Origin of the sequence: Microbacterium sp. PI-1, assembly GCF_004337555.1 — a bacterium.
In the GTDB taxonomy this organism is placed as follows: domain Bacteria; phylum Actinomycetota; class Actinomycetes; order Actinomycetales; family Microbacteriaceae; genus Microbacterium; species Microbacterium aurugineum.
On record NZ_SJYZ01000002.1, the window covers coordinates 361,494 to 384,863 of the forward strand.

General features: G+C 68.2%; 26 protein-coding genes, 1 tRNA gene and 1 rRNA gene. 6 read left to right on the top strand and 22 right to left on the bottom strand.

Annotated features, from left to right (window positions below):
• Positions 1-42 precede the first annotated feature (42 nt).
• Both E0W80_RS03675 and E0W80_RS03680 read right to left on the bottom strand, forming a co-directional pair.
• A complete protein-coding gene (locus E0W80_RS03675; RefSeq protein ID WP_131491328.1) occupies positions 43-378 on the bottom strand; it encodes a helix-turn-helix transcriptional regulator in 336 nt (111 codons plus the stop codon).
• The gene (locus tag E0W80_RS03680; RefSeq protein ID WP_276320525.1) at positions 368-1,207 is read right to left on the bottom strand and encodes a tyrosine-type recombinase/integrase; all 840 of its coding nucleotides are present in this window, start codon (positions 1,205-1,207) and stop codon (positions 368-370) included. Before E0W80_RS03680 ends, E0W80_RS03675 begins: the two co-directional genes overlap by 11 nt.
• Between E0W80_RS03680 and E0W80_RS19465 the strand changes: the two genes are divergently transcribed.
• Entirely contained in the window at positions 1,197-1,718 is a 522-nt protein-coding gene (locus E0W80_RS19465; RefSeq protein ID WP_276320526.1) for a hypothetical protein, read from the top strand. The two genes, E0W80_RS03680 and E0W80_RS19465, sit on opposite strands and share 11 nt — an antisense overlap.
• Before the next feature lie 542 nt (positions 1,719-2,260).
• Here E0W80_RS19465 and E0W80_RS03690 read toward each other — a convergent pair.
• A tRNA-Pro gene (locus E0W80_RS03690) sits at positions 2,261-2,334 on the bottom strand.
• A gap of 107 nt (positions 2,335-2,441) precedes the next feature.
• On the opposite strand from E0W80_RS03690, the gene E0W80_RS03695 reads away from it, so the two are divergent.
• From E0W80_RS03695 to E0W80_RS03715, 5 genes are all read left to right on the top strand, one after another.
• Complete coding sequence (locus E0W80_RS03695; protein ID WP_131491330.1) at positions 2,442-3,026, top strand: GNAT family N-acetyltransferase; 585 nt, start codon at positions 2,442-2,444, stop codon at positions 3,024-3,026.
• A 36-nt stretch (positions 3,027-3,062) separates the two neighbouring features.
• Positions 3,063-3,518 carry a hypothetical protein gene (locus E0W80_RS03700; RefSeq protein ID WP_131491331.1) on the top strand — a complete coding sequence of 152 codons (456 nt, stop codon included), beginning with the start codon at positions 3,063-3,065 and terminating at the stop codon, positions 3,516-3,518.
• Between the two features lie 59 nt (positions 3,519-3,577).
• Complete coding sequence (locus E0W80_RS03705) at positions 3,578-4,246, top strand: lysoplasmalogenase (RefSeq protein ID WP_131491332.1); 669 nt, start codon at positions 3,578-3,580, stop codon at positions 4,244-4,246.
• Entirely contained in the window at positions 4,246-4,617 is a 372-nt protein-coding gene (locus tag E0W80_RS03710; protein WP_194239265.1) for an RNA-binding S4 domain-containing protein, read from the top strand. The genes E0W80_RS03705 and E0W80_RS03710 overlap by 1 nt, the downstream gene beginning before the upstream one ends.
• A 63-nt stretch (positions 4,618-4,680) precedes the next feature.
• Entirely contained in the window at positions 4,681-6,096 is a 1,416-nt protein-coding gene (locus E0W80_RS03715) for an HNH endonuclease signature motif containing protein (protein WP_131491333.1), read from the top strand.
• A gap of 30 nt (positions 6,097-6,126) precedes the next feature.
• Here E0W80_RS03715 and E0W80_RS03720 read toward each other — a convergent pair whose 3' ends face one another.
• From E0W80_RS03720 to rrf, 19 genes are all read right to left on the bottom strand, one after another.
• Positions 6,127-7,032: an NUDIX hydrolase gene (locus tag E0W80_RS03720; protein WP_131491334.1), complete on the bottom strand. Its 906-nt coding sequence runs from the start codon at positions 7,030-7,032 to the stop codon at positions 6,127-6,129.
• A gap of 61 nt (positions 7,033-7,093) precedes the next feature.
• A complete protein-coding gene (gene der, locus E0W80_RS03725) occupies positions 7,094-8,566 on the bottom strand; it encodes a ribosome biogenesis GTPase Der (protein ID WP_231555022.1) in 1,473 nt (490 codons plus the stop codon).
• A 40-nt stretch (positions 8,567-8,606) separates the two neighbouring features.
• The gene (gene cmk / locus E0W80_RS03730; RefSeq protein WP_131491335.1) at positions 8,607-9,329 is read right to left on the bottom strand and encodes a (d)CMP kinase; all 723 of its coding nucleotides are present in this window, start codon (positions 9,327-9,329) and stop codon (positions 8,607-8,609) included.
• On the bottom strand, positions 9,322-10,458 hold the full coding sequence (locus tag E0W80_RS03735) for a prephenate dehydrogenase (RefSeq protein ID WP_131491336.1): 1,137 nt from the start codon (positions 10,456-10,458) through the stop codon (positions 9,322-9,324). The genes cmk and E0W80_RS03735 overlap by 8 nt, the downstream gene beginning before the upstream one ends.
• Entirely contained in the window at positions 10,455-11,261 is an 807-nt protein-coding gene (locus E0W80_RS03740) for a pseudouridine synthase (protein ID WP_047521831.1), read from the bottom strand. Before E0W80_RS03740 ends, E0W80_RS03735 begins: the two co-directional genes overlap by 4 nt.
• Positions 11,258-11,932 (bottom strand): SMC-Scp complex subunit ScpB, encoded by a 675-nt coding sequence (gene scpB / locus E0W80_RS03745; protein WP_240740451.1) that lies wholly within the window; start codon positions 11,930-11,932, stop codon positions 11,258-11,260. Before scpB ends, E0W80_RS03740 begins: the two co-directional genes overlap by 4 nt.
• The gene (locus E0W80_RS03750) at positions 11,922-12,746 is read right to left on the bottom strand and encodes a ScpA family protein (protein WP_194239374.1); all 825 of its coding nucleotides are present in this window, start codon (positions 12,744-12,746) and stop codon (positions 11,922-11,924) included. Before E0W80_RS03750 ends, scpB begins: the two co-directional genes overlap by 11 nt.
• A 43-nt stretch (positions 12,747-12,789) precedes the next feature.
• Positions 12,790-13,623 (bottom strand): ParA family protein, encoded by an 834-nt coding sequence (locus E0W80_RS03755; RefSeq protein WP_194239375.1) that lies wholly within the window; start codon positions 13,621-13,623, stop codon positions 12,790-12,792.
• A 155-nt stretch (positions 13,624-13,778) separates the two neighbouring features.
• Positions 13,779-14,681, bottom strand: coding sequence for a site-specific tyrosine recombinase XerD (gene xerD, locus E0W80_RS03760; RefSeq protein ID WP_131491337.1), 903 nt, complete (start codon positions 14,679-14,681; stop codon positions 13,779-13,781).
• A gap of 3 nt (positions 14,682-14,684) precedes the next feature.
• Entirely contained in the window at positions 14,685-15,266 is a 582-nt protein-coding gene (locus tag E0W80_RS03765; RefSeq protein WP_131491338.1) for an NUDIX hydrolase, read from the bottom strand.
• Positions 15,259-16,953 carry a CTP synthase gene (locus E0W80_RS03770; protein ID WP_131491339.1) on the bottom strand — a complete coding sequence of 565 codons (1,695 nt, stop codon included), beginning with the start codon at positions 16,951-16,953 and terminating at the stop codon, positions 15,259-15,261. Before E0W80_RS03770 ends, E0W80_RS03765 begins: the two co-directional genes overlap by 8 nt.
• Positions 16,954-16,970: 17 nt before the next feature.
• A complete protein-coding gene (recN, locus tag E0W80_RS03775) occupies positions 16,971-18,662 on the bottom strand; it encodes a DNA repair protein RecN (RefSeq protein WP_131491340.1) in 1,692 nt (563 codons plus the stop codon).
• A complete protein-coding gene (locus E0W80_RS03780; RefSeq protein ID WP_131491341.1) occupies positions 18,659-19,579 on the bottom strand; it encodes an NAD kinase in 921 nt (306 codons plus the stop codon). Before E0W80_RS03780 ends, recN begins: the two co-directional genes overlap by 4 nt.
• Entirely contained in the window at positions 19,576-20,373 is a 798-nt protein-coding gene (locus tag E0W80_RS03785) for a TlyA family RNA methyltransferase (protein WP_131491342.1), read from the bottom strand. The genes E0W80_RS03780 and E0W80_RS03785 overlap by 4 nt, the downstream gene beginning before the upstream one ends.
• Positions 20,370-20,546: a hypothetical protein gene (locus tag E0W80_RS19080; protein ID WP_165875382.1), complete on the bottom strand. Its 177-nt coding sequence runs from the start codon at positions 20,544-20,546 to the stop codon at positions 20,370-20,372. Before E0W80_RS19080 ends, E0W80_RS03785 begins: the two co-directional genes overlap by 4 nt.
• A 52-nt stretch (positions 20,547-20,598) precedes the next feature.
• Positions 20,599-21,636, bottom strand: coding sequence for an HAD-IIA family hydrolase (locus tag E0W80_RS03790; protein WP_131491343.1), 1,038 nt, complete (start codon positions 21,634-21,636; stop codon positions 20,599-20,601).
• The gene (locus E0W80_RS03795; RefSeq protein WP_131491344.1) at positions 21,636-22,397 is read right to left on the bottom strand and encodes a hypothetical protein; all 762 of its coding nucleotides are present in this window, start codon (positions 22,395-22,397) and stop codon (positions 21,636-21,638) included. Before E0W80_RS03795 ends, E0W80_RS03790 begins: the two co-directional genes overlap by 1 nt.
• A gap of 47 nt (positions 22,398-22,444) precedes the next feature.
• A complete protein-coding gene (locus tag E0W80_RS03800; RefSeq protein ID WP_165875383.1) occupies positions 22,445-23,086 on the bottom strand; it encodes a hypothetical protein in 642 nt (213 codons plus the stop codon).
• A 205-nt stretch (positions 23,087-23,291) separates the two neighbouring features.
• Positions 23,292-23,370: ribosomal RNA gene (gene rrf / locus E0W80_RS03805) — 5S ribosomal RNA — on the bottom strand; the annotation flags it as partial.

The following is a 23,370-nucleotide window of genomic DNA, read 5'->3' on the forward strand; positions in this document are numbered from 1 at the left end:
CTTCCGTGACTCTCGGCTGCTGCGGAGGCTTGGCCACCGTGGCTACTTCGTACGCGGACGGCGGATGGTTGCGCGGACAGGACGGAGATCACCGATCGACCCGCGCGTCGCTTCCTCGCCCACGGCCACCGGGGTCGATGCCTCTCGGCGAGCGATTGTCACGAGATCGTCGAGTGAGCACTCCAGCGCATCGCACAACGCCGCCAACACGTCGAGACGCACCCGCTGAGGCGGTTGCGTCACCAGCCGATACACCTGCTCCCTGGACAGGTCGATCCCGCGTTCCTCGAGCAGTGGCTTCAGCTTGGAGGTCTGGAAGATCCCGCGCGAAGCCATCACTCTGCGGAGATTCCGTCCGGTGTCGAGCTCAACGGTCATCAGCTTCTCCTTCGATGAGGGCCTTCAGTGCTTCCGCGAGCACCCGGTTCTTGTAGTCCGAACTGACGGAGGCGTAGATCGAGGTCGTCGAGGCGTGCATGTGCCCGACCTGCTCCTGGACGAATCGATCGGCATAGCCGAACTCCAGCAAATGCGTGACGTAGGAATGCCGGAGGCTGTGCAGCGTCAGATCCTTCGACAGGCCAGCCTCGTCCCGCAGCTCCGCGAACCTCCGGTCGAGATACCCGGCGGACAGACGCGTGCGACGCTCGGTCACCCAGAGCGCGTCAAGGTCAACTCCGGGCGCGAAGCGTTCCCGGGCCTGCTCGAGCCATTGCTGCATGCCCGGCACCCACCAGTCGAACTCCGGCACCAGCAGCACCGTCCGCCGCCGCGGCGCACCACCTCCTGCAGCCTTCGCCCACCGCACGTGTATCGCGCCGTAACGCCCCCACTGGCGCATCTTTGCGTTGTGGTGCAGGTCGACGGTGTCGAGCATCACCGCCTCCGTGCGGCGCAACCCGAACGCGTAGACCGTCTTCAGCAGTTGTGCGTCACGCAACGCCCCGAGAGCGCCCTTCCGGCCCGACGCCACGAGCAGCTCGACGCGAGCGTCGGCGGTGTCGAACAGGCGCTCGATCTCGTCGTACGTGAACGGGCGGCGTTTCCCGTCCCCCTCGAACTCAAACCGGTGCGCGACCGTGTTCCACGGCAGACACACCTGGGACGGGACCTCACCGAACTCCCGGTCGCAGATCTCCATCCAGTCGTACAACGGGTTCGTGAGGTAGTCGCAGAATCCCCGGATGGACCCGTGATTGGCGCGCATCGTCGACAGCGTGCGAGTGCGTCCGCCCGATTCCGCGGTGAACTCATCCACATCGGCGACCGTCCACCTCCACGGGGGCTTGTCCACGAAATCACGGAACCGCGACACCGTCGCCGTCCGATTTCGAATCGTTTGCTCGCGGAGCCCGCGTGACAACTGCTGGTTCCGCCAGCCCTCGATCATCGCGTTGAAGACCTGTTCCTCCGGGTTCGCCAATGCGACGTTCGACGCTGACGTGAGCAGCCGAAGCGCCGCTGCTGTCAGCAACCACGAGGATGTCGTGTGGCAACTGAAGGAGCAGGCTGGTTCGATCAGCGTGCAGACGGTCATGGGGATCCTCGGTTCGATGTCCGGCGACTTCGCCGGATTCGCAGGGGCTGCGGGTCAGGCGTTCGAGGTTGGCAATACGCAGTCCTTGAGAGCCGTTGTAGACCGGCTGAAGCTCGCCGGCGTCATCAAGCTGCAGCAGGGTGGACAGCCCAGAGATCGCTGGAAGCTGCGCATCGCTTAACCCCCTGCTACGGTCGCCACTACAAAGCTCGTCCTCGCTCTAGGCTCAGGTTCATGGAGCGGACCACATCGAGGGTCCGGATGGAGATCAAGATACGTCGGGATCTCTCGGGATCGCGCAGGGCTTCGCAGGACGTCGGTCGGGATCATTCAGGATCTGACGGGATCTCTCGGGATACGACTACGTGTCGGACGCGCGCTGCCTAGGCAGTATGACAAGTATTCACTCGAGGTGGGCTATGCCCACCTGACAAGGACCGTCATGCCTAGCGATTGGATGTAAACCTGAGGTTCTGCGCCGTGGTTAGACGTCATTCGATAGGCCAGTCGCCGGGCAATCCAGTACTACAGCGAGCAGATAAACCCCAGAATCACGAGGGTCTTCGCCTCACCTGCCTTGCGAGCGCGCCACGTACAGGCTTGGAGTGTCGGGATAGTTCGCAAAAAACCTTGCGGGTACATTTGCGGGTACATTGGCCATTTTGGCCCACTGTTCACACGACAAAGCCCTGATGAAAATTGCTTCTCATCAGGGCTTTTCGGTCGGGCTGACAGGATTTGAACCTGCGACCCCTTGACCCCCAGTCAAGTGCGCTACCAAGCTGCGCCACAGCCCGTTGTTCTGCACTCTCGCGCAGGCAACTCCCCTATCTTAGCCGCATCTCGACCGCCTCCGCGAACCGAGGCGTTGCGGGTGTCGGAGGTCGCGCGTACCGTCACGTGCATGGCGACGATCACGACCGAACTGGCGACCGCTCCCCGCTGGAACGATGTCCAGCACGCGCTCACGGGCGGCGGCGACGGGGCGAGCTGCCAGTGCATCTGGTCGGTGCTGACCAACAAGGAGTGGAACGCGACGACGACGCCGCAGCGCACCGAGATGTTCCGCGCCGAGATCGACGAAGGACCACCGCCGGGCATCGTCGCGTACATCGACGGCGAGGCTGCCGGATGGATCCGGATCGGCCCCCGCACCCGCCAAGCACGGATCCCCCGCACCCGCATCATCGCCGCCGCGACGACCGAGCCCTTCGACGACGAGTCGGTCTGGGCGGTCACGTGCTTCGTCGTCCGGCGAGAGCATCGCGGAGCCGGACTCAACCGCATCCTGCTGGACGCCGCCGTCGAGTATGCACGCGGATCCGGCGCTCGCGTGATCGAGGGCTACCCGGTCGACACCGGGGGCGAGAAGCAGCGCCCCAACGACCTGTTCCACGGCACGCTCGGCACATTCCTGGCCGCCGGCTTCACCGAGAGGGCGGAACTCAAGCCGGGGCGCACTCTCGTCGCGCTCGACCTCGCCGCATGAGCGTGCAGCGGGCTCGCCAGCCACTAGCGTGAAAGCATGACCGATGCGCACCCGACCATCGACGACCCCGAGCTCGGCGCCTTCACCCGGGCAACGTCCGAACTCATCGATGGCTCCGTACTCACCCATGATTGGTTCGTCGGGACGGTCTCGGTCGCAGGCACGGACCTCGACCTCATGCTCGAAGGAACGACTGTCGATGAGGTGACGCCTCTCCTCCCCCGTCTGCGCGAGGTCATCGCGCGGCTCGATGTGTTGCGACGGCTCGCGACAGACGCCGTGGTCACGAACTTCAGCACCGGTGAGCCCGAGCCACACGAACTCGATGATGCCTTCGCCGACCTCGCACTCGAGACGATCGAGGCCTCCTCCGACGGAACCGTGGTCCTGCACCTGACGGACACCTGCGGCGAACACTTCCCCGAGGGCTACTGGCCCGCTGCACACCTGGGCGTCGACGACACCGTCGATCAGGTCACCGTCGAATCCTGAGTGTCCGCGTGAAGAACACGGCGCCTACGGCCGCAACGCCGCGACCCTACGATGGGGAGATGCAGCGGCGGACGCCTTCCTCATCGATCGTGTGGGCGTTCCTCCCGTACGCCGCGGTCTCGCTGTTGCATGTCGTGCTCCTCGCGGTGGACAGTCCGCTCGCCAGCCCGACCAAACTCTTCCTGATGCCGCTGCTGGCGGTTCCGGTGGCACTGTCCGCGCGCTGGCTGAAGCCTCCGGCGACACTGATCCTGCTCCTCGCAGCGGTCCTGTTCTCCTGGCTCGGCGACAGTGCGGGAGCCCTCTTCCCCGGCGCACCGGAGCTGCCGCTGATGCTGCTCTTCTTCGGTATCGCGCACCTGGCATACATCCTGTTGTTCGCTCGCCACCTCGCACGCCGGCGGATGCCGTGGTGGGCGTTGGTCTACGTCGGCTGGTGGATCGCGATGATTGCGGTCGTGGGCCCGCACACGGGCGGGCTGCTGATCGCGGTCGCCGTCTACGGACTCGTGCTCGGCGGCACGGCAGCATTCTCGGCCCGCTGCCACCCGCTCATCGCGGTCGGCGGAGCGTTCTTCCTCGCCAGCGACACGCTCCTCGCATTTCGACTGTTCCTCCCCTCGGGGCTCCCGGCTTGGAGCAGCCCCGCTGTGATGCTCACCTACACCCTCGGCCAGGGCCTCATCGTCGCCGGCGCCCTGATCGCGTTGCAGAAGCGGACCAGGTGATGGACGCCGCACGCGTCGACAGCTGGCTCTGGGCGATCCGCGTCTACAAGACGCGGTCGGCGGCGACCACCGCATGCCGTGCGGGGCATGTACGAGTGAACGGCGACAAGGTGAAGGCGGCGCAGCAGATCAGGGTGGGCGACGAACTGCGCATCCGCATCGCCGGATTCGACCGGATCCTCATCGTCCGCCAGCTCCTGGTCAAGCGCGTCGGGGCGCCTCTCGCGGCTCTTGCTTATGAGGACAAGACACCCGAACGCGAGCCACAGGCCGCCCTCGGCCTTCGGGATCGCGGCGCGGGGCGCCCGACCAAACGCGAACGCCGCGACATCGACAAGCTACGCGGTCGCCACGACGACCGTCTGAACTGATATCCCGGCATGCGTCGTCTCCGACACCTCGACTCCTTCGAACATACGTTCTAAACTGGAGGCATGGCGAACACGACCGATCTCGACCTCGACGAGAGGCGTCGCATCGTGGATGCGTGGGTCGCGACGAGGCGTCGGATCGCCACGCTCGAAGCCGAAGCAGCAGAGTTGCTCGTCGAGCAGATCGCCCTCCACGACGCCGATGTCGCCGCAAGTCCGTTCCATCGCGAAGCGATCTACCGCTCTATGGTCGCGGAGTTCTCCGCGGCCGGCCATCTCTCGAAGGGTTCGGTGGAATTCGCCTTTGCCGATGCGCAGGCGTTGCAGGCCCATCTCCCCGCCGTCCGAGCCTCCTTCGCGAGTGGGGCCGTCAGCGTCCAACATGTGCGTGAGATCGCGAGGGCGGGTGCCGTCGTCGCCGAAGCCATCCGCAACCGCAAGGTCGATGCCACTGTCATGGAGCTCTTCGAGGCCGCGGTTCTCGTTGTCGCCGAACAAGACACAGCTGCGCGCACGAAAGCGCATGCACGTCAGGTCGCTGCCGCCCTCGTCGGCGAGACGCTGGTTGAAAGACACCGACGCGCCGCCGAAGAACGATGCGTGACGGTGAAGTCGCTCGACGACGGGTTGGCGCTGCTCACCGCCGTACTCCCCGAGTGGATCGCCACCGCGATCGCCGACAGGCTGAACCGCATGACTCGCGCGGTCGTACGCGCCCGAGACAACCGCGAAGTCACGCCTCTCCCCTGGTGGTTCGACGACGACGGCGAAGGTATCGATCCCGGAGATCTCTCGCTCGACGACCCAGCGTTCGACCCGTACGACAGCAGGGTGATCCAAAGCGCCGACGGTGACATGTTCGCGACCGACCCCACGGTCGAGCATCTCCTTGTCGACACGCGGACGTGGGCGCAGACGGAAGCCGATCTCTTCACCGATCTTCTCCTGACCGCAGACCCCAGCGCCGCGCACGGAGACGGCCTCGACGGCATTCACGCTCGAGTGCAGGTCACGGTCTCGGCGACCACGCTCACTGGTGCGGACGACAACCCCGCCGAACTCGACGGCCACGGACCGCTGCATCCCGACATCGCCCGCGACCTCGCGGGTCGTAACACCGGCTGGACCCGGCTCTTCCTCGACCCGTCCGGCATGGTGATCGAGACCGACACCTACACGCCCACCGAGGGGATGCGCCGGTTCCTCCGCGCGCGCGACCGTCATTGCCGGTTCCCGGGGTGCCGCATGCCAGCCCACCGGTGCGAGATCGACCACAACCATGATCACGCCAAGGGCGGAAAGACCAGCCTCGACAACCTCGGCCACTTCTGCCGCAGCCATCACACCCTCAAGCATCCGGACATCCCCGACACGCATCGCTGGAACGCCCAGCAGGAGAAGGACGGCAGCGTCACCTGGCACAGTCCGCTGGGGCGTGACTACGTCGACCCGCCACCCCGACGCGTGATGTTCGTCTGAATGACGATGACGGAGAAGCTGGAGCAGAAGTCAGCCGTGCGCCGCGAGGAGTTGGAGCAGCCACCCGGCAGATCGGACCTTCACGGCACCGGCGCGCTCAGCTCGTTCGCTGAGCTCCCGGTCGCTGGTGACCACGACGACTGTGCGCACATCAGCGACGCGGCGCTCGACTTCGGCGACGATCGCGTCGTCACCCGCGCCCTCGGCTCGAACCACGGCGACCGTGCTCGCTTCGTCATCGATGTCCCGTGCCTGACCCTCGACCACCATCGAGACCTCGGGGAACCACTCGTCTCCGCCGAGATCCAGATCCTCCGCGGGGACCACCAGCGCCTCCAGCCGGAGACGAAGGCGCGCCGCCGCTCCCGCACGGTCCTTCCACCAGCCGTCGGGCACGGACCCCACGACATTCGCGGCATCGACCACGACCACCGGCCGCACCTCGAGCAGCGCCCGCAGCATCGGCCATGCCGAGGCGAACCCGGGGTGCAACGGTCGCTCGTCGACCTCATCGATGGGCACCCACTCGAGGGCCACGCTCTCCGGGTCGCTGATCACCGGGTCAAAGGGCACCTGCACATCGGCGATGACCGTCGTGTACGACCAGATGCCCAGATCGAGCACGCTGGTGAACCGAGGACGGACCGCCCCATCAGGCACGCCCGCTTCCTCCTGCGCCTCACGGATCGCCCCGACGATCGCGCTCTCGCCCTCGTGCAGCGCCCCACCGGGAAGCCCCCAGGTGCCACCGAAGTGGCTCCAAGAGACGCGATGCTGCAGCAGGATGCCCCGGGCCGGGTGAAAGGCGAGAAGACCGGCAGCGCCGAAACGCCCCCAGTATTTCTCGCCCGACGCCGCGATCACCCAGGCATCACCCGGGTTCCGCGGCCCGTCCGGGCGACGCGGCTCACCAGAGGCAGGAGGTACGACCGTCACCCCTTCAGCCTTTCACAGCATCGGGGTCGTGGCGCCACGGCGCGACACGCGTCGGAACAGATCAGCGCTGACGCTTCTCGCGCACCCGCATGTTGATCACGATGGGCGTGCCCTCGAAGGAGTACAGCTCACGCAGGCGGCGCTGGATGAACCGGCGGTACCCCGGGTCGAGGAACCCGGTGGTGAACAGCACGAACGTCGGCGGGCGGGTCGATGCCTGCGTCCCGAACAGGATGCGCGGCTGCTTGCCGCCGCGCAGCGGGTGCGGGTGCTCGGCGACGAGCTCGGCGAGGAACGCGTTGAACTTGCCGGTCGGGATGCGCCGGTCCCAGTTCTCCAGCGAGGTCTCCAGCGCGGGGACGAGCTTGTCGAGGTGACGCCCCGTCTTCGCCGAGATGTTCACGCGCGGCGCCCAGGCGACGTGTGCGAGGTCCTGCTCGATCTCACGCTCCAGGTAGCGGCGACGATCGGCGTTCTCGAGGTCATCGTCGTTCAGGCGATCCCACTTGTTGAACGCGAGGACGAGCGCACGGCCCGACTCGAGGACGAGGTCGATGATGCGCACGTCCTGCTCGCTGATCGTCTCCGAGACGTCGAGCACGACGACGGCGACCTCCGCCTTCTCCAGCGCGGCCGAGGTGCGCAGCGAGGCGTAGAAGTCCGCGCCCTGAGCCATGTGCACGCGGCGGCGGATGCCGGCTGTGTCGACCAGGCGCCACATCTTCCCGCCGAGCTCCACGACCTCGTCCACCGGGTCGCGGGTCGTGCCGGCGAGGTCGTTGACGACGACGCGCTCTTCACCGGCGGCCTTGTTCAGCAGCGACGACTTCCCCACATTCGGGCGACCGAGGATCGCCACTCGACGCGGGCCGCCGATCTCCTGCTTCGCGACGGCCGAGACCTCGGGAAGCTTCTTCAGCACGGCATCCAGCAGGTCGGCGACACCACGCCCGTGGATGGCCGAGACGGGATACGGCTCGCCGAGCCCGAGGCTCCACAGCGGTGCCGTCTCCGGCTCCTGCCGGGCGTCATCGATCTTGTTGGCGACGAGGAACACCGGCTTGCCGCTCTTGCGCAGCAGCTTCACGACGTGCTCGTCGGTCGACGTGGCTCCGACCATCGCGTCGACCACGAACAACACCATGTCGGCCAGGTCGATCGCGACCTCCGCCTGCATCGCGACCGAGCGGTCGATGCCACGCGCATCAGGCTCCCAGCCGCCGGTGTCGACCAGCGAGAAGCGACGGTCGCCCCACTCGGCCTTGTAGGTCACGCGGTCGCGGGTCACGCCAGGTGTGTCCTCCACGACGGCCTCACGGCGTCCGAGGATGCGGTTCACGAGCGCGGACTTGCCGACGTTCGGGCGTCCGACGATCGCCACCACGGGCAGAGCCGGGCTGTAGTGGATGCCGTCCTCGCCGAGCGTGACACCCGCGAGGAGCGCGGCGTCCTCGTCGTCCAGCTCGTAGTCGGAGAGGCCGGCGCGCAGGGTCTCCGCGCGCTGCTCGGCGAGATTCTCGTCGAGCTGGTCCATCTTCTCGGCGAGCTGGTCGGGGCCGCCTTCGTATTCGTCGTCAGCCACGGTGTGCTCCTTGGATTCGCTCGATCACCGTGAGCACGGCGTCGATGGTCTGGGGGAAATCGAGTTCCGTCGAGTCGACGACCTCGACGCCGTCCGCGGCGTTGAGGAAGTCGACGACGGCACTGTCGGAGGCATCGCGTTTGTGGAGCGCCGCGGCGACAGCAGCCGCGTTCTCGCCGGCGAGTTCGCCGGCGCGTCGAGCGGCACGCACTTCGGGTGCCGCGGTGAGCAGGATCCGCACGGGCGCATCCGGAGCGACGACGGTCGTGATGTCACGGCCTTCGACCACCACGGCGGGGTAGGCGGATTCAGCGACCAGTGCGCGGAACAGCTCGTTGACCTGCGCGCGCACCTCGGGCACGCGCGCCACGCCGCTCACCGCGGCGGAAACCCGAGAATCACGGATGGCCTCGGTGATGTCGGTGTCGCCGACGCGAACCGTGCGGTCGTCGGGGTCGAGTCCCAGACGCACCGGGAAGTCGGATGCCGCCGCGCGAACCGCCTCGGGGTCCGAGGTGTCGGCGCCGCGATCGAGCACGTGCCAGGCGAGTGCGCGGTAGGCGGAGCCGGTGTCGAGGTATCCGAAGCCGAGCATGCGCGCGACGGCCTTCGACACGCTGGACTTGCCCGAACCGGCCGGTCCGTCGATCGCGATGAACTTCGTCGCATCGGCCACGTGTGCGGGCGCCGTGGATGCGTTCGAGGTGTCAGTCATTGGTCTTCCCTGCAATCCGCCAGCCGCGTTCCTGGAGTCCGGTGATCGCCCCGTGCAGCGCGGCCGGGTCGACGCTGATCTCGGCGAGGCCGAACTGGGCCCCTGGCGAGTGCTCGAGTCGGAGGTCTTCGACGTTGACGCCCAGTTCGCCGAGCTCGCCGAACAGGCGACCCAGTTGACCGGCGGTGTCGTCGACCATGACGACGAGCGACTCGAAGCGCTGGTTCTGGCCGTGCTTTCCGGGGAGGCGGTCGACGCCGTCGTTGCCCTGGCGGATCGTCTCGGCGACCACGCGCCGCGCTCCGGGCGCGCTCGGCTCCCGCAATGCGGCCGCCACTTCTCCGAGATCGGCGGCGAGAGCATCGAGGATCTCGACGACGGGGCCGGCGTTGGCGCCGAGGATCTGCACCCACAGCTCGGGAGCCGAGGCCGCGATGCGCGTCGTGTCACGAACGCCCTGGCCTGCAAGACGGAGCGCACCCTCCTCCGCCTCCGCGAGGCGGGCGGCGAGCAGGCTCGCGACGACCTGAGGCACGTGCGACGTGAGCGCGACCGAACGGTCATGCTCCTCCGGCGTCATCTCGAGCGGCATCGCCCCGACGTCGAGCGCGAGCGCTTCGACCAGGGCGAGATCCGTCGCCTTCGTGTCCTCGTCGCGGCACACGACCCACGGTCGCCCGACGAACAGATCGGCGCGGGCGGAGATGGCCCCACCGCGCTCACGGCCGGCAAGCGGATGCGATCCGATGTATCGGGTGAGGTCGACGCCCCGCGACTGCAGGGTGCGGAACGGCTCCAGCTTCACACTCGCCACGTCGGTCACCACGGCGTCCGGGAAGCGCTGGAGTTCGGCTTGGATGACGTCCGCGGTCACATCCGGCGGCACGGCGACGACGATGAGCGAGGGGGTGTCGTCGTCGGTGGCGAGGCGGCCGGCCCCGTAGTCGACGGCGAGGCGCAGCTGTGCGGGCGACGCATCCGTCAGAACCACGTCGATGCCCTTCGACCGGAGTGCGTGGCCGACGCTCGCCCCGAGCAGACCGGCGCCGACGACGCGGACGGTCCCGGAGAGACGAGGCGCGACGGCGCCTACCCTCCGCGCCGTGGGCGCACTCGTCGTATCGGTCATTCGTTCTCCTGCTCGCCTGGCGCCTCGGCGACACCGGAATCACGGCGCGACAAGGTCAAAAGCGCGCCGAGTTCGATTTTAGTCAGTTCCCGCGTCTTCCCGGCCGGGAGGGTTCCCAGGTGGAGCGGCCCGAACTGCCGGCGCACGAGTTCCGTGACCGGATGACCGACCGCGGCGAGCATCCGACGGACGATCCGGTTGCGTCCGGAGTGCAGGGTCAGCTCGACCAGGCTCGACCCGCGCGAGGTGTCCAGCAGCCGCGCCTTGTCCGCAGCGATGGGGCCGTCTTCGAGTTCGATGCCCTTGGTGAGTTTCGAGATGGTCTGGGGCAGCACCGTCCCCTCGACCTTCGCGATGTACACCTTCGTCACGCCGAACGAGGGGTGAGCGAGCACGTGGGCGAGAGCCCCGTCATTCGTGAGGATCAAGAGACCACTCGTCTCGGCGTCGAGGCGTCCGACGTTGTACAGGCGCTCCTCGAACTGCTCCGTGAAGCGGCGAAGGTCGGGCCTGCCGTTTTCGTCCTTCATGCTGCTGACGACACCGGTCGGCTTGTTCAGCATGACGTACCGCTTGGAGACGTCGAGTTGCACCGCGGTGCCATCGACGTCCACGAGGTCGCGCTCGGGGTCGATCCGGCGTCCGAGCTCCGTGACGACGACGCCGTTGACGCGGATGCGCCCTTCCGTGATGTACTGCTCCACCACTCGGCGCGATGCCACACCCGCGCCGGCGAGGACCTTCTGGAGGCGCACACCCTCGGGCGCACCCTCGAATCCTGCGGATGCCTCGAAACCGGTCATCGGATGGTCCCTTCGTCGAAGCCGTCTGCGCCGTCATCGAGCAGAGGGGAGATCGGGGGCAGCTCGTCGAGCGAGTTGATGCCCAGGTGCTGCAGGAGCGCGTCGGTCGTGCCGTAGTTGATCGCACCGGTCTCGGAGTCGGCGAAGAGTTCGGTGATCAGGCCGCGGGCGAGCAGCGTGCGCACGACGGAATCGACGTTCACTGCACGGATGGAGGCGACCTGGCTGCGGGTGACGGGCTGCTTGTAGGCGATCACGGCCAGCGTCTCGAGCGCGGCCTGCGAAAGCCGCGCGGGCGCCTGTCCGCCGACGAACGCCGCCACGAGCGGGTCGAGCTCCTCGCGGACGTACAATCGCCAGCCGCCGCCGACCTCGCGCAGCTCGAATCCGCGCCGCGGTCCCGTGCCGTTGCCGTCGTAGTCGTCGACGAGCGTCTCGAGCGTCTGCCGCACCGCCGGCACCGGCGAACCGACGGCGGCGGCGAGAGCCACCAGCCCCAGCGGCTCGTCGACGATCAACAGGATGGCCTCGATGCGCTCGGAGAGCGGGATCTCGGTGGACACGCCGACCCCGCTGTCCGACGTCTCAGCGTCGAGCTCGGTCTCCGCCTCGAGCTCGGTCCCAGCGTCGTCCCCCGTCTCGGTCTCGGTCTCGGTCAGGTCATCGGTCATAGTCGGCCCCCAGGCTCGCGAGTGTCTCGTCCGACCAGGAGTCGGCTGCCCAGCGCAGCGTGAGCTCGCCGAGCGGTTCCAGTTGTTCGAAGGTCAGCGCCGCGTGCCGGTACAGCTCCAACACCGAGATGAAACGCGCCACCACGATGCCCGGCTCGCTCACGCCCGCGACGAGTTCGCGGAAGCTCAGCGACTCGGTGCCGCGCAGGAGGGTGACGACGATCGCCGCCTGCTCACGGATGCTGACCAGCGGTGCGTGCAGATGGTCGAGTCCGACATGCGGGATCTCTTTGGGCGCGAAGGCCAGCAGCGCCAGCGCCGCGAAGTCGTCCACGGTGAGCGACCACACGAGCTCGGGTGTCTGCGAGCGGTGCTTCTCATCGAGGCGTGCCGCGCGGACGTGCCGCTTGTCTTCGCGTTGCAGGCAACGGGAGAACCACGCCGACACCTCTTTGAAGGCCCGGTACTGCAGCAACCGGGCGAACAGCAGGTCGCGTGCCTCCAAGAGCGCGACGGCCTCAGCGTCCACGAGCTCGCCCTGCGGGAGGAGTCCGGCGACCTTCATGTCGAGCAGGGTCGCCGCGACCACGAGGAACTCGGAGGCCTGATCGAGTTCCTCATCGTTCTCGAGCTCGCCCAGGTAGGCGATGAACTCGTTCGTGACCGCGCTCAACGAGACCTCGGTGATGTCCATCTCATGCTTCGAGATGAGGTTCAGGAGCAGGTCGAACGGTCCGTCGAAATTCGACAGGGAGACCCGGAAGCCCGGTTCGATCGCCGCGGATCCGACGGGCTCGTCCGATCCGCTGCTCACGTCTTCGGCGCGCTCGATGGCCGAAGGGTCGACGGACTCTCCGCTAGGCGACAGCGCCACGGGCGACCAGCTCCCGCGCCAGCCGCAGGTATGCCTGAGCGGCCGCGTGCTCCGGGGCGAACTCGGTGATGGGCACGCCCGACACCGAGGCGTCGGGGAACTTCACGGTGCGGCCGATCACGGTCTCGAGCACGTCGTCTCCGAATGCTTCGACGACACGCTCGAGCACCTCGCGCGAGTGCAGGGTGCGCGGGTCGTACATCGTGGCCAGCAGGCCGTCCATCGTGATGGACGGATTCAACCTGTCGCGGACCTTGTCGATCGTCTCGATGAGCAGTGCCACGCCGCGCAGCGCGAAGAACTCGCACTCGAGCGGGATGATCACACCGTGCGCCGCCGTCAGCGCGTTGACCGTGAGGATCCCGAGGGAGGGCTGGCAGTCGACGAGGATGACGTCGTACTCCCCCGCGACCTGGCGCAGCACCCGGGCGAGGATCGTCTCCCGTGCGACCTCGTTGACCAGGTGCACCTCGGCGGCCGACAGATCGATGTTCGCCGGCATGACGTCGAGACCTTCGACGCTCGACTTCACGATCGCATCGTGGGCGTCGCGCTTGGTGTCGAGCAGGAGGTCGTAGATCGTCGGCACATCGTGGGTCGGGATGCCGAGCCCCGCGGACAGGGCGCCCTGCGGGTCGAAATCGACCGCGAGCACCTTGCGGCCGTACTCGGCGAGCGCCGCGGCCAGGTTGATGGACGTGGTCGTCTTGCCGACGCCGCCCTTCTGGTTGCACAGCGCGATGATGCGCGCGGGCCCGTGGGACTTCAACGGTTCGGGGGTCGGGAACCCGTGATACGGACGGCCCGTGGGTCCCATGGGGGTCTCGTCGGCCTTCTGCGCCTTCGCCCTGGACTTCGCCACTTTCTCAGCCACCGATTCTCCTGCTCCGTTCGTGCTTGGTCGATTGTACCGGGCGGCCCGTTCCACAGCCGCCTCGGCACGCGGCAGGGGGCTCTCCCGGATGGGCGGTGTCAGCGGGCGCGGGGATGCGAGGTCGCGTAGATGTCACGCAACGTATCGACAGAGACGTGGGTGTAGATCTGGGTCGTCGCGACCGAGGAATGTCCGAGCAGCTCCTGCACGACACGGACGTCGGCTCCCCCCTGCAGCAGGTGCGTGGCGAACGAGTGACGCAGGGTGTGCGGCGACACCTCCGACGTGATCTGCGCCTTCTCCGCCGCCGCTCGGATCACCAGCCAGGCGCTCTGTCGTGACAGGGGCGCGCCACGGGCGCCGAGGAACAGCCGCGCCGATGCCCGCCCTTTCGCCGCGAGCGCGGGCCGCACCCTCGTGAGATAGGCGTCGACCGCTTCTCGTGCATAGGAGCCGATCGGCACGATGCGCTCCTTCGAGCCCTTCCCGCGCAGCCGCAGTACATCGCCGTGGGCGAGGTCGTCGACGTCGAGCCCGGTCGCCTCCGAGACGCGGGCGCCGGTGGCATAGAGGAGCTCCAGGAGAGCGCGATCCCGCACCCCGATCGGGTCCTCGGGCGACGGTGCGGCGAGCAGTCTCTCGACCTGGTCGATCGTCAGCGCTTTGGGGAGCCGACGAGGAGCCTTGGGCGGACGCAGTCTCCCGCTCGGATCGTCGACCTCGATGCCCTCACGGGCCAGGAACCGGTGCCAACCCCGCACGGACGACTGCAGGCGCGCCAGCGAGGTGGAGGCCGGAGCAGGGTCTGCCGACGCACGCTCCGTGACGAAGCGGTCGATCACGGCCGGCGTCACCTCCGACGTGTCGGCGATCCCCTCCCCGGCCAGCCACTCGCAGTAGCCACCGAGGTCACGCCGGTAGGCCGCGATCGTGTGCTCGCTCAGACCGCGCTCGATCGTGACGTGACGCAGGTAGGCGTCGAGAGCGCGCTCCAGCAGCATGCGTCAGCCCCGGTCGCGCAGCCTCTGCGCCGCAGCCAGCACACCGATCGAGAGGATGCCGTTGTGCATCCGTCCGCCGAGGACGGCGTCCACCGCGTCCGCCAACGGCACCCACTCGACGCGGATGTCCGCCTCTTCGTCCTCCCGATCGTATGCCGAAGACGCCGCGGCGACTCCGGTGGCCAAGAAGATGTGGATCATCTCGTTGTTGCCACCCGGGGTGGTCCACGAGGAGACCAGCGGCTCCCAGCGCGCGGCGACGAGGTCAGCCTCCTCGGCGAGCTCGCGACGGGCGGCGTCGAGCGGCGCCTCTCCGTCCATGTCGAGCAGACCGGCGGGCAACTCCCAGTCGCGGTGACGGATCGGGTGGCGGTACTGCTGGATCAGCAGCACGCGGTCCTCGTCGTCGAGCGCGAGGATCGCCACGGCGCCGGTGTGCGCGACATACTCGCGCACGATCTCCCCGTCGCCGTAGCGCACCCGGTCGGAGCGCACGTCCCAGACCCAGCCCTTGTAGACGCGGTCGCTCTGGAGGACCTCCGGCTCGAAAGGCTCGTCGCGGAGGTACTCCGCCGACTCAGTCATCGGCACTGACGTCGAACAGCTCGCTCGCGCGGTGACGCTCGATCGCGGCGCCGACCAGCCCGCGGAACAGCGGGTGCGGGGCGGTCGGACGCGAACGCAGCTCCGGGTGCGCCTGCGTGGCGATGTAGTACGGGTGCACGTCACGCGACAGCTCGACGTACTCGACCAGGTCGAGTTCCGGGTTGAGCCCGGAGAACACCAGACCGGCGTCGGTGAGACGATCGCGGTAGGAGTTGTTGACCTCGTAGCGGTGACGGTGCCGTTCCGCGGCCTCCGGCGCCCCGTAGAGCTCGCGCGCGAGGGATCCCTCGGCGAGTGCTGCCTGGTACAGGCCGAGACGCATGGTGCCGCCGAGGTCGCCGCCGTCGAGGATGTCCACCTGCTCCGCCATCGTCGCGATCACGGGCTCGGCGGTCTCCGGGTCGAACTCACTGGAAGACGCGCCCGCGATGCCGGCGACGTCCCGCGCGTACTCGATGACCATGCACTGCAGGCCCAAGCACAGCCCGAGGGTCGGGATGCCCTGCTCTCGTGCGAACTTGAGCGCACCGAGCTTGCCCTCGATGCCGCGGATGCCGAAGCCGCCGGGCACGCAGATGCCATCGAGCTCGGCCAGCTGCTCCTGGGCACCCTCCGGCGTCTCGCACAGATCGGAGGGGATCCAGCGGATGTTCACCTTGGTCTCCTGTGCGAAGCCACCCGCCTTGAGCGCTTCGGTCACCGAGAGGTAGGCGTCGGGAAGATCGATGTACTTGCCGACCAGGCCGATCGTCACCTCGTGCTTGGGGTTGTGTACGGCGTGCAGCACCTTGTTCCAGCGCGTCCAGTCGACGTCGGTCGCCTTCTGGTCGAGACCGAGCCGACGCACGATGTACGAATCGAGGCCCTGCTCGTTCAGCGTGGAGGGGATGTCGTAGATGCTCGGCAGGTCGACCGTGTTGATGACGCCTTCCACGTCGACATCGCACATGAGGGCGATCTTGTTCCGGTTGCTCGCGCTCACCGGACGGTCGCTGCGGAGCACGAGCGCGTCGGGCTGGATGCCCACCTGACGGAGAGCCGCGACGGAGTGCTGGGTGGGCTTGGTCTTCTGCTCCCCCGAGGCGCCCATGAACGGCACCAAAGAGACGTGGACGAAGAACACGCTGTCCCGTCCGAGCTCATGACGGAGCTGGCGCGCGGATTCGAGGAACGGCTGCGACTCGATGTCTCCGACCGTGCCACCGACCTCGGTGATGATCACATCGGGACGCGGGTCCTCGCTCGCCTGCAGACGCATGCGACGCTTGATCTCGTCGGTGATGTGCGGGATGACCTGCACGGTGTCGCCGAGGTACTCGCCGCGACGCTCGCGCGCGATCACCTGCGAGTAGATCTGGCCGGTCGTCACATTGGCGGCCTCGGACAGATTGATGTCGAGGAAGCGCTCGTAGTGGCCGATGTCGAGATCGGTCTCCGCGCCGTCGTCCGTGACGAAGACCTCACCGTGCTGGAACGGGTTCATCGTGCCGGGATCGACGTTCAGGTACGGGTCGAGCTTCTGCATCACGACGCGCAGACCGCGGGCGGTGAGGAGGTTGCCGAGACTGGCCGCCGTCAGTCCCTTGCCCAAAGACGAAACGACACCACCAGTCACGAAGATGTGCTTGGTCGTGTCGTTCTTGGGTCCCGCGGAAGAAGAGTTCATCACGGGCTTCGATCCTATCAGGCGGCGGGGGCGCGGAGGCTGAGAAGTTCGCGCGCGTGGGTGAGAGCAGCGTCGGAATCGGCGAGTCCCGAGAGCAGTCGGGCCATCTCCGCTTCTCGCTCACCGCCTTCCAGACGCCGGACGCTGGAGGCGGTGACCGCGCCGTCATTGGCTTTGACGACGGAGAGGTGGTTGTTCGCGAAGGCCGCGACCTGCGCGAGGTGGGTGACGGCGATGACCTGCGACTTCTCGGCGAGTCGGGCGAGTCGCCGTCCGACCTCGATCGCGGCGGCGCCTCCGATGCCCGCATCGACCTCGTCGAAGACGAAGGTCGGCACGGGGTCGGTCGCGGCGATGACGACCTCGATGGCCAGCATGACCCGGGACAACTCGCCACCGGAGGCCCCCTTCGAGACCGATCGCGGCTCGGCGCCCGGATGCGGAGCGAGGAGGATCGCGACGTCATCGCGACCGTGGGTGCTCTCCGCGCCCTCGGAGACCGCGACCTCGAGTCGCGCATCGGGCATCGCGAGGGCGTGGAGCTCTGCAGTCACCGCCTCGCCGAGGCGGACGGCGGCATCGGTACGTGTCGCCGTCAGCGTCGCCGCGTCGGCGTCCAGCTCGGCTCGTGCCGCATCGCGCTCAGCGATGAGCCGCTCGAGGCGGTCGCCGTCGTCATCGAGTTCCGCGAGCCGCGTGGAGCCCGTCTGCCAGAGCGCCAATGCCTCGTCGAGGGAGCCGTGAGCGCGCACGAGGGTACCCAGCGCCGCGCGACGTTCTTCCACGGCGGCGAGTTCATGAGGGCCGGACTCGTCGAGGTCCGCGAGGTAGGCGGACAGGAGTCCCGCAGCGTCCGCGATCCGGTAGCCGATGTCCGCGAGGCTCTCCCCGATCTCGGTCAGCTTGGCGTCGGACGCACGCTCGATCACGCGACGGGCCTCCGCGACGAGGGCGGAGGCGTCAGGTTCGCCGTCCTCGTTGGAGAGCGCTCCGTGCGCGAGGGATGCGGCGACACGAAGTTCTTCGGCATTCGCGAGACGTTCGGCCCGATCTGCGAGTTCCTGGTCCTCGCCCGGCTCCGGTGCGGTCGCCTCGATCAGTGCCAGGTCTTCACGGAGGCGGGAGGCCTCCTCGGCACGACGGTCCCGGTTCTCGGTGATCTCGGAGATCTCGGAGTCCAGTGCCCGCCAGCGGCCGAAGGACTCCGTGTACTTCGCGAGCGCGTCCGTGATCGGCGTCCCACCGAAGCGGTCGAGCGCGTCGCGCTGTGCCGCGGCGGAGCGCAGACGCAGCTGCTCGGACTGTCCGTGCACCACGACGAGCTCTTCCGCCAGCGACGAGAGCACCCCTGCGGGCGCCGCCCGGCCTCCGACGCTCGCCCTGCTGCGTCCTTCGGCGCTGAGCGTGCGCGAGACGTACAACTCCGCGGTTCCCGCTCCTGCGGGCTCCAACTCGCCGCCGGCCTCCTCGACGATCTCGGCGACGTCTCCGCCCTCCGGAACGATCCAGACACCCGCCACCGATGCCTGTGCGGCACCGGCCCTGACAGCCCCGGAGTCGGCGCGCTGGCCCAGCAGCAGCCCCAGTCCGGTGACGACCATGGTCTTCCCCGCGCCCGTCTCTCCGGTGATCGCGGTGAATCCCGGGCCCAGAGGCAGCACCGCATCGGCGATGACGCCGAGCCCCTGCATGCGCATCTCCTCGATCATGACGGCGTCCCCAGGGTTTGGCCGCGCCATCCTTCGACGGGCAGCTGGAACTTGCGCACGAGCCTGTCGGTGAAGGCCGTGGGGTGCAGACGCGCGAGCCGCACGGGGCGCGACGACCGGCGGACGACGACCCGAGCGCCGGGCGGGAGATCGTGGGAGCGACGCCCGTCGCACCAGAGGATCCCCGACCCGTCGGTGCGCTCGAGCATCTCGATCGCGACCGCGGCGCCGGGGCTGACGACGAGCGGTTTGGCGAACAGCGCGTGCGCCGACAGCGGCACCACCGCGATCGCCTCGACGCTGGGCCAGATGACCGGTCCCCCGGCCGAGAAGTTGTAGGCGGTCGAGCCGGTGGGAGTGGAGATGACCATGCCGTCGCATCCGAAGCTCGACAACGGCCTGCCGTCGATCTCCAGGACGACCTCGATCATCCGCTCCCGGCTGGCCTTCTCGACGGTGGCCTCGTTCAGTGCCCAGGTCTCGTACACGACCGCCCCGGCGGCGTCCTTCACGCGCACCGACAGGGCGAGTCGCTCCTCGACCTCGTAGTCGCGGTCGATCACCCGGCGCACGGCCTTGTCCATGTCGTCTCGATCGATCTCGGCGAGGAAGCCGACATGGCCCATGTTGATGCCGAGCACGGGCGCTCCCGTGTCGCGGACCAGCTCGGCCGCGCGCAGGATCGTGCCGTCTCCGCCCAGCACGATCGCGAGCTCGAGGTCCGCCGGATCGACGGAGCGGCCCAGAACATCGGTGCCGGCGAAGAAGGCGTCCACCGCCGTGAGGGCCTCGTGGTCGTCGGAGGCCAGGACCGGTCGTGCTCCTGCTTCCCGCAGGGCATCGATCACGCGTCGCGCCGCGTCGACGGTGTCGACCCGGCCGGCATGGGCGACGACCAGGATGTTGCGCTCGTTCATCGTCCTCCTGCCAGTCGATTGATGGTGTCCAACCATTCTGTCGGATTGCTGCCGCGCCCCGGCGCGAGGTGCACGAGATATTCCGCGTTGCCGTGCGTTCCCAGAAGTGGTGAGGGAAGGATGCCGAGCATCCCCAAGCCGATGTCCCAGGCGCTCCACACCGTGCGCGCGACTGCATCGGCACGGGTGGCGGGATCGGTGACCAGTCCCCCGCGCACCGCCGTCCGTCCGACCTCGAACTGCGGTTTCACGAGCAGCAGAATGTCGGACTCCGCGGTCGCAACCGCCGCGACGGCCGGAAGCACGAGTTCGAGGGAGATGAAGGAGAGGTCGCCGACCGCGAGGTCGGGGAGCTCCGTGACACCGGTGGCCTCGGCGAGATTCTCGCGCGTCATGTGTCGGACGTTGAAGCCCTCCACGGTGATCACCCCGGGGTCGGCGGCGATGGACGGAGCCATCTGGCCGTGCCCGACGTCGACAGCGAGCACGGTTCGGGCGCCCCGCTCGCGCAGCACCTGCGTGAAACCTCCCGTGGACGCCCCCATGTCGAGCACGAGTCGTCCCTCCACCGGGATGCCGAACCCGTCGAGTCCGGCGATGAGCTTGTGGGCCGCGCGGCCGACGTAGTGGTCGGAGCCCGCGACCGTGATCTCGGCCTCATCGTCCACGGCGGTCGACGCCTTCACGACCTGGCGGCCGGCGACGCTCACGAGGCCTTCGGCGATGAGAGTCGCCGCATGGCTGCGCGAACGGGCGAGTCCTCGGGCGGCGAGGGCAGCGTCGAGTCGCGTCATCGGGATCCCGAAGTCTCCCGAGGATCGAGCTTCGCGCCGCTCTCGAGGCGGCGGGAGAGCTCATCGTGCACGGCCGCGTAGGCGGCGGCGCGCACGGGAAGCGGCTGCCCCTCGATCAGGCGCAGACGGCTCCACAGGCCGTCGGTCGGCTCGCTCGTCGTCTCTTCACTCACGGTTCCACTGTACGCGGCCCCTCCGACGCGCGAAGGAGCCACGCGAGATCGCTCAGGGGCGGTGGAAGGGATCGTCGTAGAGGCGCTCGGGAACACGAAGGACGAACACCGGGGTACCGGACGCCCAGATGGCGGCGGCGCCGGCGCGCAGCAGATCGATCTGCGACCCGGACTCCGACACGATCTCGACGTCAGCCCCGGAGACCCGTACGGCGGCACCGTTCACGGCAAAGACACCGTCTCGCTCCGTCACCTCGGGATAAGGCTCGTGCAGTTCGCGGAGGTCGCCGAGGATGTACGTCGGACGCGAGCCTTCCGGTGCCGCGAGGACGTGCTTGGGGCGGTCGATCCCTGTCAGCACCAGCGCCGAGTCGATGCCGACACGGCTCGCGCCCATGATGTCGGTGTCGAGGCGGTCGCCGATGAACAGCGCCTTCTCGGCACCGAAACGGGCGAGCGCCTCTTCGAAGATGGGCGCCTCCGGCTTGCCTGCGACGGTCGCCAGCCGACCGATGGCTGTGTGGACGGCAGAGACGAGGGTTCCGTTGCCCGGAGCGACTCCCCGTTCACGAGGAATCGTCCAGTCCGTGTTCGTCGCGATCCAGGGGATGCCGCCCTCTTCTTCGGGAAGCTTGAGTGCGAACGCCGCCTCGGCGAGATCGGTCCAGGCGACCTCAGGAGCGAATCCCTGCACCACTGCACTCGGCGCGTCGTCCGCGCTGCGCGTCACCGTGTAGCCGGCCTTCTGCACCTCATCGACGAGACCGTCACCGCCCACGACCAGGATCGTCGCCGGTGCCGGTACGATCGTCGCCATCAGACGCATCGCGGCCTGCGGGCTCGTCACGACCTCGGAGGCCTCGACCTGGAGCCCGAGACTGCTCAGATGCTCCGCGACGGAGACATCGGTCCGTGCCGCGTTGTTCGTGATGTAGCCGAGCTGTGCGGCCTTCGCCGCCTGGTTGAGGCTGTCCACCGCGAACGGCAGCGCGCCGGGTCCGGCGTAGACCACGCCGTCCAGGTCAGCCAGCACGGTGTCGACCCCGTCGAGAGGCGTGCGGAGCGGGCGTCGGCGAGAGAACAGCGCCACTACGCCTCCGGGTCCGTGTCGTCGGCCTCGTCTTCGCCCAGGAGCTCGCGCACCTCGTCCTCGACCGTGGGCTCCGCAGCCTCGGGTTCGCCCGGCGCGGGCTCGGCCGACACAGGCTCAGCACGCACAGGCTCAGCCGGCACAGGCTCGGCCGGCACAGGCTCTACCGGCGCATCGGTATCGTCCTCGTCGAGGTCGATCTCGATCATGCTGTCTTCGATGAAGATCTCTTCGTCACCGGCCTCATCGACTCCCAGAGCTTCAGCGGCGACCTGGGCCCGGTGCGACCAGAACTCGGCTTCCTCGGTGCGGCCGAGGTCTTCGAGCACAGCAGCGCGCGCTGCGAACAGCGCGGGGCTCCACTCGAACGCACGATCCGGATCCAGCTCCGGGATCTCCAGCTCGCCGAGGGCGAGTTCAAGGTCGCCCTGATCCAGGCGCGCACCCGACATCGCGATCGCCAACGCGACGCGGACGGGCGTGTCCAGCGTCGAACGATCGACGGCCCTGCCGGTCTCGAGCGCACGATCGGACCGGCCGATGCCACGCTCACTGTCCACCATCAGAGCGATCTGGTCGTCCTTGCCCGAGATCCGTCGATAGGTCCGCAGCTCACGCAGTGCGAGGGCGAAGTCCTCAGTGGCATAGGCGGTGATGCCGAGAGTCTCACGGACGATCGCGATACGGCCGGCACGGCGCGATGCGGCCAGCGCGTGCTGGTGGGCGAGCGCGGGGTCCTCGTCGATGAGGCGGGAGGCCATCGCGAGGTGACGCGCGACGTGCTCGGCATTCTCCTTGCTCAGCGTCTTCAGCTCATTACGAGCCGCGCCGTTGAGATCACGAGCGGTGACGTCGTCCGGGATCTGCGGCTCATCGAACCGCGGACGCTCGTTCGCCGCCTGCGCGGGACGTTCGCGTCCGGCTCCCCCACGTTGGGGGTAGGAGCGCGAACGATCCCGGTCGCCACCCTCGCGACGCGGGGCGGCGCCATCACGCTTGTACCCGCCACCTTCGCGGCGAGGGGCAGCGCCATCACGCTTGTACCCGCCACCCTCACGACGAGGAGCAGCACCATCACGCTTGTACCCGCCCTCACGACGAGGAGCAGCACCGTCACGCTTGTACCCGCCGCCCTCACGACGAGGGGCGGCACCATCACGGTTGTACCCGCCACCTTCGCGACGGGGAGCGGCACCGTCGCGGTTGTAACCGCCCTCACGACGAGGGGCGCCGCCGTCGCGGCTGTACCCGCCACCCTCACGACGGGGGGCAGCGCCATCACGGTTGTACCCGCCACCCTCACGACGGGGGGCAGCGCCATCACGGTTGTACCCGCCACCCTCACGACGGGGGGCAGCGCCATCACGGTTGTACCCGCCACCCTCACGACGAGGAGCAGCACCATCACGCTTGTACCCGCCACCCTCACGACGAGGAGCAGCACCATCACGCTTGTAACCACCGCCCTCACTACGGGGGGCAGCGCCATCACGACTGCGATCAGAACCTTTGCCGGAAGGGCGATTGCTGCGCGATCCCTTGTCGTCGTTGCGACGCGGACGGCGCTCTTCCTCTTCCGGCATGATGATCCCTGTTCTCTTCGTGTAAACGCAAAATGGCCACCCAGCGTTGGGTGGCCATTTTGTTTAAAAGGAGTCCGGCGGTGTCCTACTCTCCCACAGGGTCCCCCCTGCAGTACCATCGGCGCTGTGAGGCTTAGCTTCCGGGTTCGGA